The sequence below is a fragment of the Flavobacterium sp. genome (genome assembly GCF_029945805.1).
Lineage (GTDB): Bacteria > Bacteroidota > Bacteroidia > Flavobacteriales > Flavobacteriaceae > Flavobacterium.
The window spans coordinates 165,532-180,593 of sequence record NZ_JAQSDH010000022.1; the positions used below are offsets into that span (position 1 = coordinate 165,532).

Annotated in this window: 10 protein-coding genes; 8 read left to right on the forward strand and 2 right to left on the reverse strand. The window is 36.8% G+C overall.

The window, feature by feature from the left end; translation table 11 throughout:
- The first annotated feature begins 134 nt into the window (after positions 1–134).
- From ileS to PSU83_RS05765, 3 genes are all read left to right on the forward strand, one after another.
- Positions 135–3,536, forward strand: a complete 3,402-nt coding sequence (gene ileS / locus PSU83_RS05755; RefSeq protein ID WP_300587798.1) for an isoleucine--tRNA ligase — start codon at positions 135–137, stop codon at positions 3,534–3,536.
- Positions 3,537–3,543: 7 nt separating this feature from the next.
- On the forward strand, positions 3,544–3,924 hold the full coding sequence (locus PSU83_RS05760) for a TraR/DksA C4-type zinc finger protein (protein ID WP_300587800.1): 381 nt from the start codon (positions 3,544–3,546) through the stop codon (positions 3,922–3,924).
- Between the two features lie 91 nt (positions 3,925–4,015).
- Positions 4,016–4,633: a lipoprotein signal peptidase gene (locus tag PSU83_RS05765; RefSeq protein ID WP_300587802.1), complete on the forward strand. Its 618-nt coding sequence runs from the start codon at positions 4,016–4,018 to the stop codon at positions 4,631–4,633.
- On the opposite strand, the gene PSU83_RS05770 is transcribed toward PSU83_RS05765, so the two are convergent.
- Both PSU83_RS05770 and PSU83_RS05775 read right to left on the reverse strand, forming a co-directional pair.
- Positions 4,602–5,180 carry a 5-formyltetrahydrofolate cyclo-ligase gene (locus PSU83_RS05770; protein ID WP_300587804.1) on the reverse strand — a complete coding sequence of 193 codons (579 nt, stop codon included), beginning with the start codon at positions 5,178–5,180 and terminating at the stop codon, positions 4,602–4,604. The genes PSU83_RS05765 and PSU83_RS05770 overlap by 32 nt on opposite strands.
- Positions 5,173–6,411 carry a pyridoxal-dependent decarboxylase gene (locus tag PSU83_RS05775; RefSeq protein WP_300587806.1) on the reverse strand — a complete coding sequence of 413 codons (1,239 nt, stop codon included), beginning with the start codon at positions 6,409–6,411 and terminating at the stop codon, positions 5,173–5,175. The genes PSU83_RS05770 and PSU83_RS05775 overlap by 8 nt, the downstream gene beginning before the upstream one ends.
- A 105-nt stretch (positions 6,412–6,516) precedes the next feature.
- Between PSU83_RS05775 and uvrC the strand changes: the two genes are divergently transcribed.
- The 5 genes from uvrC (at position 6,517) to hppD (ending at position 15,052) form a co-directional block, all read left to right on the forward strand.
- Positions 6,517–8,313 carry an excinuclease ABC subunit UvrC gene (uvrC, locus tag PSU83_RS05780; protein ID WP_300587808.1) on the forward strand — a complete coding sequence of 599 codons (1,797 nt, stop codon included), beginning with the start codon at positions 6,517–6,519 and terminating at the stop codon, positions 8,311–8,313.
- On the forward strand, positions 8,313–10,589 hold the full coding sequence (locus PSU83_RS05785; RefSeq protein WP_300587810.1) for a patatin-like phospholipase family protein: 2,277 nt from the start codon (positions 8,313–8,315) through the stop codon (positions 10,587–10,589). The genes uvrC and PSU83_RS05785 overlap by 1 nt, the downstream gene beginning before the upstream one ends.
- Before the next feature lie 84 nt (positions 10,590–10,673).
- Positions 10,674–12,311, forward strand: a complete 1,638-nt coding sequence (locus tag PSU83_RS05790; RefSeq protein WP_300587812.1) for an amino acid permease — start codon at positions 10,674–10,676, stop codon at positions 12,309–12,311.
- Between the two features lie 243 nt (positions 12,312–12,554).
- On the forward strand, positions 12,555–13,712 hold the full coding sequence (locus tag PSU83_RS05795) for a homogentisate 1,2-dioxygenase (protein ID WP_300587814.1): 1,158 nt from the start codon (positions 12,555–12,557) through the stop codon (positions 13,710–13,712).
- A gap of 179 nt (positions 13,713–13,891) precedes the next feature.
- Positions 13,892–15,052, forward strand: a complete 1,161-nt coding sequence (gene hppD, locus PSU83_RS05800) for a 4-hydroxyphenylpyruvate dioxygenase (protein WP_300587816.1) — start codon at positions 13,892–13,894, stop codon at positions 15,050–15,052.
- Positions 15,053–15,062 lie beyond the last annotated feature (10 nt).

Genomic DNA, 15,062 nt, shown 5'->3' on the forward strand with positions numbered 1-15,062 from the left:
ACTTCCCTTGCGTTCTTGGCAGTTAAATAACTTTGGAGCCAATTTATCGCATAAAACACAACTTTCGACTTTCGACTTTCGACTTTCGACTTAAATTTATTACTTTCGCACCTCTATTAAAGAAAAGGATAAAAATGAGTACTAAGTTTACTGAATACAAAGGACTTGACTTGCCCGCAGTGGCATCTGAAGTTCTTGCATTTTGGAAAGAAAATAATATCTTCGAACAAAGCGTAACTTCTCGCGAAGGTGCCACGCCGTATGTGTTTTTTGAAGGGCCGCCATCTGCAAATGGTTTACCCGGAATTCACCACGTAATGGCGCGTGCGATTAAAGATATTTTTTGTCGTTATAAAACTCAGAAAGGGTTCCAAGTTAAGCGTAAAGCTGGTTGGGATACGCACGGTTTGCCTGTTGAATTAGGCACCGAAAAAGAATTAGGCATTACCAAAGAAGACATAGGAAAAACCATTTCCATAGAAGAATACAACGAAGCGTGTAAAAAAACCGTGATGCGTTATACGGATGTCTGGAATGATCTTACCGAAAAAATGGGGTATTGGGTGGATATGGAAGATCCATATGTAACCTACAAATCCAAATATATGGAATCGGTTTGGTGGTTATTAAAACAGATTTACAACAAAGATTTATTATACAAAGGCTACACAATCCAACCGTATTCACCAAAAGCTGGAACCGGATTATCATCGCACGAAGTGAATCAACCCGGAAGTTATAGAGATGTTACGGATACTACGGTTGTCGCACAATTCAAAACAGTGCCAGAAACATTGCCACCCTTTTTACAAGGTTTTGGAGACGTTCACATTTTGGCTTGGACAACAACGCCTTGGACATTGCCTTCAAATACTGCGTTAACAGTTGGGCCAAAAATCGATTATGTTTTGGTTGATACTTTTAACCAATATACATTCCTTCCTGTAAAAGTTATTCTGGCTAAAAACTTAGTCGGGAAACAATTTGGAAAAGGATTTTTTGCTAGCGACGAACCCTCAGATTTTAAAAATTTCAAAGCTGGCGATAAAACAATTCCGTTCAAAGTTATAACCGAATTTAAAGGAAAAGATTTAGTCGGAATTCGTTACGAACAATTGATGAAATTGGTTTTACCCTATCAAAATGCACAAAATGCCTTCAGAGTTATTTCTGGAGATTTTGTTACGACAGAAGATGGAACCGGAATTGTTCACACTGCGCCGACTTTTGGTGCCGATGATGCTAAAGTTGCCAAAGAAGCATCACCAGAAGTTCCGCCGATGTTGGTTTTGGATGCTAATGGAACTCCAGTGCCGTTAGTTGATTTACAAGGTAAGTTTATCCAAGGTTTAGGCAATTTGTCTGGGAAGTATGTTAAGAATGAATACTACGATGCTGGTCAAGCACCCGAACGTTCTGCCGATGTCGAAATTGCCATCCAATTAAAAGAAGAAAATAAAGCCTTTAAAGTTGAAAAATACGTTCACAGTTATCCGCACAGTTGGAGAACCGACGAACCTTTATTATATTATCCGCTAGATTCTTGGTTCATCAAAGTAACCGAAGTCAAAGACCGAATGTTCGACCTGAACGAAACCATCAATTGGAAGCCAAAAGCAACAGGCGAAGGTCGTTTCGGAAATTGGTTGAAAAATGCCAACGACTGGAATTTATCGCGGTCACGTTATTGGGGAATTCCATTGCCAATTTGGAGAACGGAGGACGGAACCGAAGAAATTCTTATCGGTTCGGTTGAAGAATTGTATAACGAAATTGAAAAGGCAATCCAAGCTGGAGTTGAAACCGTAAATCCGTTCAAAGATTTTGAAATCGGAAACATGACGGACGAAAATTACGATTTAGTTGATTTACACAAAAATGTAGTTGATAAAATCACTTTGGCTTCTCCATCAGGAAAACCGATGAAACGCGAAAGCGATTTGATAGATGTTTGGTTTGATTCGGGCGCGATGCCTTATGCTCAATGGCATTATCCGTTTGAAAACAAAGATAAAATTGACGAAAATAAAGATTTTCCAGCCGATTTTATTGCAGAAGGTGTGGATCAAACTCGAGGTTGGTTTTATACATTACACGCTATTGGAACCTTAGTATTTGATAAAATTGCTTATAAAAATGTAGTTTCAAACGGTTTGGTTTTGGATAAAAACGGGCAAAAAATGTCTAAACGTCTAGGAAATGCTGCCGATCCTTTTGAAACCATTGCAGAATATGGTCCCGATGCCACACGTTGGTATATGATAGCCAATGCCAATCCGTGGGACAATTTGAAATTCGATATTGAAGGTGTTGCGGAAGTACGTCGTAAATTCTTCGGAACATTATACAATACCTATTCGTTCTTTAGTTTATATGCTAATATCGATGGCTTTAAATATGCTGAAGCGGAAATTCCACTAAACGAAAGACCCGAAATTGACCGTTGGATTTTATCAGAATTGCACACTTTGATAAAAGTAGTTGATGAAGCTTACGCCGATTATGAACCAACAAAAGCAGCTCGAGCGATTTCTGATTTCGTTCAAGAAAACTTGAGTAATTGGTATGTTCGTTTGTGCAGAAGACGATTCTGGAAAGGCGAATACGAGAAAGATAAAATTGCAGCCTACCAAACATTGTATACTTGTTTGCTAACCGTTGCCAAACTCGGCGCCCCGATCGCTCCATTCTTTATGGATAAATTATACAGCGATTTAGTCACCACTACTAAAAGCGAGGAGTTTAGCAGTGTTCACTTGGCAAAATTCCCAGTTTCGGTTGAAAACTTTGTTGATAAATCACTAGAAAGCAAAATGATGAAAGCACAGACCGTTTCGTCACTGGTATTATCACTTCGAAAAAAGGAAATGATTAAGGTACGTCAACCCTTGCAAAAGGTTATCATTCCTGCATTTGACGCTAATTTCAAGGCTGAAATCAATGCAGTTGCTGACCTGATAAAAGCCGAAGTAAATGTTAAAGAAATCGAACTTTTGGATGATGCGTCAGGCGTTTTGGTGAAGCAGATCAAGCCGAATTTCAAGGCACTTGGACCCCGTTTCGGAAAAGATATGGGATTGATTTCCAAAGAGATACAAGGTTTTTCAGCAGATCAAATTAACGAATTGGAAAACAAAGGTGCCTTAACGCTTGTTATCTCGGGAAATAGTATAATTTTAACGTCGGATGATGTAGAAATTTCTTCACAAGATATTCCGGGCTGGTTGGTCGCAAATGCAAATGGAATTACGGTTGCATTAGACGTTACACTAACCGAAGAATTGATTAAAGAAGGAATTGCGAGAGAATTAGTTAACCGAATTCAGAACATTAGAAAAGATTCGGGATTTGAAGTAACAGACAAGATTAAAGTTCATTTGCAAAGCAACCAAGCCCTAGAAAAAGCGGTAAGTGCCAATGAAAATTACATCAAATCAGAAACATTAACAGAAACATTAGTTTTTGAAGCTGATTTGAAAGATGGAATAGAAATAGAATTTGACAACATAAAAACAAAAATATTAATCTCAAAATAGCAAAAAGATGGTAGAAGAAAAAATGAGATACTCGGACGCAGATTTAGTAGAGTTCAAAGAAATTATTGTAAACAAAATGGAGAAGGCGAAAGCCGACTTAGAGTTGATAAAAAGTGCATACATGAATGACTCAAATAATGGAACCGATGACACATCGCCAACGTTTAAAGCATTCGAAGAAGGAAGCGAAACAATGTCTAAAGAAGCCAACTCGCAGTTAGCGATTCGCCAAGAGAAATTCATCAGAGATTTGAAAAATGCTCTTTTTCGTGTTGAAAATAAAACTTACGGCGTTTGTAAAGTTACAGGTAAACTTATTTCTAAGGAAAGATTACGTGTTGTTCCTCATGCTACTATGAGCATTGAAGCAAAAAATATGCAACGATAATATATTAGTACAATTCACACTGTAACGCTCCAAAACGGAGCGTTATTTTTTAGAAAAATAATACTATTTTTGCGCAATCAAATTTCACAAAATGTCATTAAGAAATTCCGTTTTAATTATTGCAATCGTCTTATTGGTGGACCAATTTGTCAAAATCTACATCAAGATGAATTTTATTCTTGGAGAAGAAATAAGAGTATTTGAATGGTTCAGAATTTACTTTATTGAAAACGATGGAATGGCCTGGGGAACTAAAATTCCGGGAGAAAATGGAAAACTTATCTTAACCGTTTTCCGAATTTTAGCTGTTTTCGGGATTGGCTATTGGTTATATGATGCCAGCAAAAAGCATAGCTCCAACTATTTAATGGTTGCTATTGCGCTAATATTCGCTGGTGCCGTTGGAAATATAATTGACTCCGTATTTTATGGTGTTATTTTTAGCGACAGTCATCAGCAATTAGCTGAAATTTTTACCGACAAACCTTATCAAAGCTGGTTTCATGGCGAAGTAGTGGACATGCTTTATTTTCCCTTCTTTGAGGGCACTTTCCCAAAATGGCTTCCCGTTTATGGCGGAGAACCTTTCAAATTCTTCAATGCTATTTTTAATATTGCCGATATGGCAATTTCAACCGGCGTTGGAATTCTGATTGTATTCAACAAAAAAGCATTTGCTACGAAAGAATCTGTCGGAACGCATAGTTAGTAGTTGGCGTAACGCAATAATCCAAACAGATGTCACCTTCAAAAACACCATCAATATGTTCTTCCGCTTCAAAGAAGGACAAGCCGACTTTAATCACATCTTCATTGCATTTGGATAAAAATTTGTCGTAAAATCCTTTACCATAGCCAACTCTATTTCCTTTTTTATCAAATGCCAAAAGCGGTACAAAAACCACCTGTATTTTAGCATTCGGAACTTCAATTCCATCTACAGGTTCAAAAATATTGTACTCGTTTTTTTGAAATTTGGTATTGTCTGTTAGCAAATAATTCGTCATTTCCAATGTTTGAAAAGTGCTCTTGGAAACAACAATTTCTTTATCGCGTCCGGCTAAAACCTGAAGAATATATTCGGTTTCTACTTCCTTTTGCTCTTCTATAGTCAGAAACAAATGAAAGTACGTTTTGTCCCAAATATCAAGTTGCAAAATTCTATTGGCTATTGCCAGACTTTTATCTTCAATTTCATTATGCGATAATTCCTGACGCAGTGCTCTGTATTTAATTCTTAACTCTTTTTTAAACATAAATTGACGTTTTCAAATCATCTATAAAAGTAGTTAAATGTTCGACTTCAACATGATCCATTAGCACAATTTTGTACCATTGGTTTTCGTCGTTGTGCTGTTGTGGCACCAAATTATATTTTTCAGCTAGCGCCTGCGGAATATATTGCGATTTTATAGTCACAATATTCATAAAAGGTTCTCTAAAATATTTGATGTTGAGTTGGTCTAATTCTTTACATAAGAAAGAGGTTCTCATTTGCAACACGCTTACTTTTTCAAACCACCCATTTGGGCCATAGGTAAACAATATCATCCAAACCGCCACAGCATTGGCACCGCTTCTGCTTCCGCACAAAGTCAAATCCATGCCTTCAACATATTCTGCTTCTTGAGTCAATACATTTTCTATATAACCTTTACGACAAATAAAAATTCCCGTTCCATATGGAGCCTGTAGCATTTTATGTGCATCAATGGTGATGGAACTGATTTTTGGATTCTTGAAATTAATTATAGATTGTTGATTACTGAATGGATATACAAATCCTCCATAGGCACCATCAACGTGAAGCTTATAGTACAACTGATGGTCTTCTAAGACTTCAATATAATTTTCCGGATTGTCAACAGAACCGAACATGGTTGTACCCATATTAGCCACAGCAATAAAATATTTTTTCCCCGCTGCTTTCGCGGTTTTTACTAAAGCGTTGAGTTGCCCTTTATCTATCGCCCTAGTATTAAAATCGACTGGAACCTTAAGCCAATCTAGTTGCAACAAATTTGCAGCTTTTGGAATAGAATAATGTGTATCGAATGAAGCAATGATGGCAATTTGGTTAAGGTTTGCGCCAAAAGTATTTATGAAGTAATTCCGAAACATCCAAATGGCCTGAATATTAGCTTCTGTTCCACCTGGTGAAATGTAGCCGTCAAACGAACCGGGTTTTATCTTAAAAACATCAACGGCTAACACATTCAATACTTCCCGTTCAATTTCATGCGTACCATTAAATGCTTTTTCTGAAGTGCCGTAAGTATGACATCCAATGTTATTGGGGTTGGCAACATAGGTTTGTAAAATGGGTGCATCTCTTAAAAAAGGAGCGTCATCGTTAAACACTTTGCCGTCAAGTTTGGATGCCGGATACCCTAATGAGATGTCTTTTGAAAAGTCAACATTTTCATGCAAAGCCATTTCTATTCTCTTTTGTCGTTCTTGTTGACTAAGTCTTTTCCAGTACTTCATACCCAAAATTTTTCCAAAACTACATTTTTATAAAACTAAAAAACATGATAAATGTTAGTCTCATGCGTGTTTGTATTTCTAGAGATTTCAGTTAACTTTGTTTTCATGAATACACCTTCGCTTGAACTTCAAATACAAACCCTGCCGGACAATCCCGGAGTCTATCAGTATTATGATAAAGAAGGTAAAATACTGTATGTTGGTAAAGCCAAAAATCTTAAAAAGAGAGTTTCTTCTTATTTCAACAAACAACATGATAATGCCAAGACCAATGTTTTGGTTAAGAAAATTGTCACGATTAAACACATCGTGGTTTCGTCTGAACAAGATGCGCTTTTGCTCGAAAATAATCTGATTAAGAAACTCCAACCACGGTATAATGTTTTGTTGCGCGATGATAAAACGTATCCTTGGATTTGCATTAAAAAAGAGCCTTTTTCGCGAATATTTTCCACCCGAAGAATGATTAAAGACGGCTCGGAATACTTTGGCCCATACACCAATTTCAAAATTGTGCACACTATTTTGGATTTAATCAAAGAATTATATCCGCTGCGAACTTGCAATTACGATTTAAGCGAAAGCAATATCAAATCGCATAAGTTTAAAGTATGTCTAGAATATCATATTGGCAATTGCAAAGGGCCGTGTGAAGGATTGGAAACCTTAGAAAATTATCAACAACAGGTAAATGCCATTCGGGAGATTTTAAAAGGAAATTTTAAAGACAGTTTGCGCGATTTCAAAAAACAAATGATTGAATTGGCTTCCGAAATGAAGTTTGAAGAAGCACAGAGAATCAAGATAAAAATTAATGTTTTAGAAAATTACCAGTCGCGTTCTACTGTTTTAAATCCGAAGATTTCGAATATTGATGTGTTTTCGATTGTATCGGATGAAGCTGTAGCGTATGTCAACTTTTTACAAATTGCACACGGCGCTATTATTCGTTCGTTCACTTTAGAACTCAAAAAGAAACTGGACGAAACCGACGAAGAACTATTAGAATTGGCTGTGGTAGAACTTCGCGAGCGTTTTCATTTGACTTCTAAAGAAATTATTTTGCCGTTCGCCTTAGATTTTGGCGACACGATAAAAGTTACCGTTCCACAACTAGGTGATAAAAAGCAAATACTCGATTTATCCGAAAGAAATGCCAAATACCAACGATTGGAACAGTTAAAACAAATACAGATAGTGGATCCGGAACGTCACACGAATCGGATTATGGCGCAAATGAAAAAGGATTTACGCCTTTCGGTAGAACCCCGACATATTGAATGTTTTGACAACTCTAACATTCAGGGAACCAATCCGGTTTCGGCTTGTGTCGTTTTTAAAGATGGTAAACCCAGCAAAAAAGACTACCGCCATTTTAATATTAAAACGGTTGTAGGTCCAGATGATTTTGCTTCGATGGAAGAAGTAGTTTACAGACGCTACAAACGCCTTTTGGACGAAGAGCAACCGTTACCCCAATTAATCATTATTGATGGTGGAAAAGGACAATTATCATCGGCATTAAAAAGTATTGATGCGTTAGGATTGCGTGGTAAAATCGCCATCATCGGTATTGCAAAACGATTGGAAGAACTGTTTTATCCAGGCGATTCGGTTCCGTTATATTTGGACAAAAAATCAGAAACCTTGAAAGTTATTCAGCAGTTGCGTAACGAAGCACACCGATTCGGAATTACGCACCATCGCGATAAGCGAAGTAAATCGGCACTAAATTCTTCTGTGGAAACCATTCCTGGAATTGGTGAAAAAACTATGTTGACCTTGATAAAACATTTTAAAAGTGTTAAAAGATTAAAATTGGCTACAGAAATAGAAATTTCGGAGGTTATTGGTGCTTCTAAAGCCAAAAAAATTTCCGATTTTTACCAAAAAGAATTATAATGCTAAAACAGGAAAAAGGGAAAAGGGAAAAGGGAAAAGTTAGAAAAAAAATTTTCTACAGCACTTTGTCTTTTGTCTTTTGGCTTTTGGCTTTTGGCCTACTACATCCTCTTGCTTCTTTTTCTCAAGAAACAAAAAAACGTCCAAAAATAGGATTGGTTTTGAGTGGCGGTGGCGCCAAAGGATTTGCTCATATTGGAGTACTCAAAGTATTGGAAGAAGCCGGTGTTAAGGTAGATTACATAGCAGGAACGAGTATGGGTGCAGTTGTTGGAGGATTGTATGCTTCGGGTTATAGTGCGACTCAAATAGATTCTATTTTTTACCATACCGATTTTGACGAACTGCTTCAAGATTATATTCCGCGTGCTTCCAAAAGTTTTTATGAAAAGCACAACGACCAGATGTATGCTCTTACGTTACCCTTCAATAAACTAAAAATTGGAATTCCAATAGCGCTTTCAAAAGGCATGTACAACTACAATCTGTTATCAAAACTTACGCATAAAGTAAGGCACGTTAGTGATTTCAGCAAACTTCCTATTCCTTTTTTATGTATTGCCACTGATATTGAAAAAGGCGAACAGGTGACTTTGGATCACGGTTATTTAGCACAAGCAATGTTGGCCAGTTCGGCTTTTCCATCCTTATTTTCTCCCGTAGAAATAGACGGTAAATTGCTAATCGACGGTGGTGTTATCAATAATTATCCTGTGGAAGAGATTCGTAAAATGGGTGCCGATATTGTAATTGGCGTTGATGTTCAAGATGATTTAAAAGATCGAAATTCTTTGAAAGATGCCACGCGTATTTTGGTTCAGATTACTAATCTGGATATGATAAAAGAGATGAAGGAGAAACTTAAGCTAACTGATATTTACATCAAACCGGATGTTTCTGGTTATGGAGTTATATCTTTTTCCGAGGGAAGGGAAATTATTAAAAAAGGCGAAGAAGCAGTTTTTCCGATGTACGAAGAGATTAAAAAACTTGGGAATACATCAGAAACCTATAAAGTGACTACCGCAAAAATAACTTATGATTCCTTAACATTAAAAAACATTTCGATAAACAAATTGGATAATTATACGAGATCTTATATTATAGGAAAACTACGTTTTAAAAACGGAAGTAGAATTTCCTATGACGATTTAAAAAAAGGTATAAATACGATAAATGCGACTCAGAACTTTAGCAGAATTAGCTACACTATTGAAGGAAAAGAAGGCGAAGATGAGCTAAAACTAAGTCTAACAGAAAATCCGATAAAGACCTATCTTAAATTTGGAATTCATTACGACGGTCTATACAAAAGTGCGGTATTGGCCAATATTACACAGAAAAAAATACTTTTTAAAAATGATGTGGCTTCCTTTGATCTCGGACTTGGAGATAACATCCGGTACAATTTGGATTATTATCTTGACAATGGTTTTTACTGGAGTTTTGGTTTAAAGTCAAGATACAATGCGTTCAACCAAAATGTTACTACAGATTTCAGAAATGGAGAATTATTGGCGCAACTTGGTCTAAACAGCATTAACATTGACTTTCAAGACCTAACGAATCAGGCATACATGCAAACTGTTTTTATCCAGAAGTTTTTGCTTGGAGTAGGAATTGAACATAAGTTTTTAAAGATTAAATCTGACAATTTAATTGGAAGTGGTACCACATTTGAAAAAAGTAGTTACCTCAGTATATTTGGTTATATGAAATACGATTCCTTTGACAATAAGTTTTTCCCAAAGGAAGGCTGGTTGTTTAGTGGCGATATTCAATCCTATCTTCATTCTTCTGATTATACCAAAGAATTCAGCCGCTATTCTATTGCAAAAGGAGAAATTGCAATTGCGAAATCTTTCTATGAAAAATTCACTATAAAATTAGAGTCAGAAGCTGGTTTCGCAATCGGTGAAAATAGTGTTCACTTTTTCGACTTTATTTTAGGCGGCTACGGATTCAATACCATTAATAATTTCAGGCATTTTTACGGTTATGATTACCTAAGCATTTCTGCCGATAGTTACATCAAATCCTGTGTTACTTTGGACTACGAGATTTTCAAGAAAAACCACATTAATTTTGCGGCGAACTTTGCCACTGCAGCAGACGGTTTATTTGAAAATGGAAACTGGCTTTCTAAACCAACCTACAGCGGTTATGCTATTGGCTACGGATTAGAATCGATTGTTGGCCCCGTAGAAATCAAATATTCTTGGTCTCCAGAACTGAGTAAAGGCTATGCCTATTTTACCGTTGGATTTGCGTTTTAAAAGCAATCAAACTACTTTTTTATCATAATTAAACAGAAAAAACTATATTTGAAATCTAAACCTTAATTTAAAAAACCACATTATATGTCTATTTGGAGAAGAAAACCTTTATCTCAATTGCTCAATGAAGCATCTGATTCTGAGAAAGGATTGAAAAAAACATTGACAGCATCGGGATTAGTAGCTTTAGGAATTGGAGCAATTATTGGTGCTGGGCTATTCTCAATCACAGGATTAGCTGCATCTATGAATGCGGGACCAGCCATTACACTTTCATTTCTTGTAGCAGCCTTTGGATGTATTTTTGCAGGATTATGTTACGCCGAATTTTCATCAATGATTCCTGTCGCAGGAAGTGCTTACACCTATTCATTTGCCACAATGGGCGAATTTGTAGCTTGGATTATTGGTTGGGATTTAGTGTTAGAATATGCCGTCGGCGCCGCGACCGTATCTATTAGTTGGTCCAGGTATTTTGGAAAATTTTTAGGCGGTTACGGAATTCATATTGATGATGCTTACATGTTATCGCCATTTGAAGGCGGAATACTAAATGTTCCAGCAGTAATAATTGTAATGATAATGTCATTGATCCTAATTCGAGGTACAAGGGAATCTGCTTTTGTAAATGGAATTATAGTATTATTAAAAGTTACCGTTGTTTTGGTATTTATAGCGGTGGGATGGCAATACATCAAACCCGAAAATTACACGCCTTATATTCCAGATAACACCGGAAAATTTGGGGAATTTGGTTTTTCAGGAATTATTAGAGCAGCCGCAATTGTGTTCTTTGCGTATATCGGTTTTGACGCGGTGTCGACTGCAGCTCAGGAAGCTAAAAACCCAAAGCGCGATATGCCAATCGGTATACTACTATCATTAGCAATTTGTACCATTCTATACATTCTTTTTGCTCACGTTATGACTGGAGTTGTAAACTATCAGGCATTTGCAGGTAAAGACGGAATTGCTCCAGTAGCAATTGCAGTTGAAGCAATGGGAACTGCTGGTCCAGACGGAATGATTACTCCGGCGTATCCTTGGTTAAACAATGCTATTTTATTAGCTATTTTAGGAGGTTACGCTTCTGTTATTTTGGTTATGCTAATGGGACAAAGTCGAGTGTTTTTCTCTATGAGTAAAGATGGTCTAATGCCAAAGGTATTTTCAGAAGTACATCCTAAATTCAGAACTCCAGCAAAAAACAATTTATTGTTTATGGTAATTGTGAGTCTTTTTGCAGCATTTGTACCGGCCAGAGTTGTGGGTGAAATGACAAGCATCGGAACACTATTTGCCTTCATCTTAGTTTGTATCGGTGTTTTAATTATGCGTAAAAAAATGCCTGAAGCGCCAAGAGCTTTCCGAACTCCTTTTGTGCCATTTGTTCCAATTGCAGGTGTTTTGGTTTGTTTATTTATGATGGTGTTTTTACCATTAGACACTTGGATTAGGCTTATTGTATGGATGATGATTGGTTTTGACTTGTATTTGTTCTACGGCATGAAACACAGTATTTTAAACAAAGGTGCATTCAGCTTAAAAAATTACAAAACAGTAGCTGGCTCAGGCATTGGAATGGTTATAGCGTTAGTTGTTATCGCTTTTATTCATCACTCAGATCCGGCAATCGATGATCACTTCCTATTTTATTTCTCGTTAGGATTTGCCGCTTTACATACGTTGATTTACGCTTATAGCTTTAACAAAGGAAGATAAATATAGAAATTACTATAGAAAAGGTATTGAAGGTTGATTTGTCAATTTTTCAATACCTTTTCTCCTTTATAAATATTTCACAATAAAGAAGTCCAAAATTTAAATTTTTCCGATATTTGTGTACATGAAAACACCGTGGGTAAATTTATTAGCACACTTAAAGTTCCTGATTAAAAGAAATCCGGAATGATTTTATGGGTTTTCTCATCGTAAATCTAATATCTAATATCTAAATTTTACATAATGCCATTATATCATAAACTCGGCGATTTTCCTCAAAAAAGACATGTGCAGTTTGAAAAACCAACAGGCGGTTTGTATTACGAACAGCTTTTTGGAACTGAAGGATTTCATGGACACGCCTCGCTCTTATACCACGTTCACAGACCAACACAAGTAAAGGAAATTACCAAATCCTATTCAGTTGAACCAAAAATTGCCATCGGTAAAAACATAAAATCATTATTACTAAAAGGGTTTGAATTAAAACCCGAAGATGATTTTTTAGACAGCCGAAAAGCAATGCTTCTCAATAAAGATTGTATTATCGGATTGGCAGCACCCAGAAAATCATTGACCACCTATTTCTATAAAAATGCTGATGCAGACGAGATGCTTTTCATTCACAAAGGAAAAGGAAAATTGCGCTCCATGCTGGGAAATATTTCTTTTGAAGAAGGTGATTATCTTATTATTCCACGCGGAATGATTTACCAAATCGAATTTGAAACAGAAAACAACAGACTCTTATACGTCGAATCGTTTGCGCCTTTTTATACACCGAAACGCTATAAAAACGAATCGGGTCAACATTTAGAACATTCGCCATTTTGTGAACGCGATTTCAAATTACCAACCGAATTAGAAACGCACGACGAAAAAGGAGATTTTCTAATTAAAATTAAAAAAGAAGGAATGATGCACGAAATGATTTATGCTACACATCCTTTTGACGTTGTGGGTTGGGATGGCTATAATTTTCCGTACGGAATTTCGATTCACAATTTCGAACCCATAACCGGCAGAGTGCACCAGCCACCAACGGTTCATCAAACCTTTGAAACTTCCACTTTCGTAGTTTGTTCTTTTGTTCCAAGATTATACGATTACCATCCAAAGGCAATTCCAGCGCCGTACAATCATAGTAATATAGACAGTGACGAGGTTTTGTATTATGTGGATGGCGATTTCATGTCCAGAAATAATATTGAAGTTGGTCATATTACGTTGCATCCAAAAGGAATTCCGCACGGACCAGCACCTGGCGCAATGGAGAGAAGCATCGGTCACAAAGAAACACAAGAATTAGCCGTTATGGTAGATACTTTCCGACCATTAATGGTTACTGAAGAAGCAATGGGAATTGACGATGGCCAATATTACAAATCTTGGGTAGAATAAATATTATCCTAAATGCAGTCAAAGGAAGGAGCTATTTCCCGCTTTCCACTGCAATCTTTTATCGCTTAGATGAGCCAAGCACATTTGGACCACACTTTATAACGCAATAAAAGGATTTCCATTCCAATCGGGGCTAAAAATTAAAAACTTTCGATACTAATCGAACTAAAAATAACACAATGAGTAAAGAACTAAAATCCGTTGAATACGGACTAGAAAAAATATTTGAAGGAGCACAAGACTTTCTGCCGCTTTTAGGAACCGATTATGTTGAATTTTATGTCGGAAATGCAAAACAAGCGGCCCACTTTTACAAAACAGCTTTCGGTTTCCAGTCATTCGCTTACGCAGGATTAGAAACGGGACTGAGAGACAGAGCGTCTTATGTTTTGAAACAAGACAAAATTCGTTTGGTACTTACAACTGCATTGAATAGTGATTCTCCAATTGGCGAACACGTTAAGAAACACGGAGACGGTGTAAAAATTGTCGCTCTTTGGGTTGAAGACGCGCGTTCCGCATTCGAAGAAACTACAAAACGTGGCGCAAGAGTTTTCATGGAACCAACAGTTGAAACCGACGAACACGGAGAAGTTATTCGTGCCGGAATTTATACTTACGGAGAAACTGTTCACATGTTTGTCGAACGTAAAAACTATAAAGGAGCATTCCTCCCAGGTTATAAGGAATGGAAATCCGACTACAATCCAAAATCAGTTGGATTAAAATATGTGGATCATATGGTTGGAAATGTGGGTTGGAACGAAATGAATACTTGGGTAAAATGGTATGAAGACGTGATGGGATTTGTAAATTTCCTTTCGTTTGACGACAAACAAATTACAACCGACTATTCTGCCTTGATGTCAAAAGTAATGAGCAACGGAAATGGAAGAATTAAATTTCCAATTAACGAACCCGCAGAAGGTAAAAAGCGTTCTCAAATTGAAGAATATCTAGATTTTTATGAAGGCCCAGGAATTCAGCATATAGCGGTTGCTACAGATGATATCATCACAACTGTTGCAGATATGCGCTCCAGAGGGATCGAGTTCCTTAGCACGCCTCCACAAGCCTATTACGATGCGATTCCGGAACGATTGAAGGATCACATGCATAAGTTTAAGGAAGACATTAATGAGCTTCAGAAATTAGGGATTATGATTGATGCGGATGAAGAAGGCTATTTGCTCCAAATATTTACCAAACCAATTGAAGACAGACCAACCTTATTCTTCGAAGTAATTCAAAGAATGGGTGCACGAGGTTTTGGTGCTGGTAACTTCAAAGCATTATTTGAATCCATCGAAAGAGAACAAATGTTGAGAGGAACATTGTAATAATCATTGT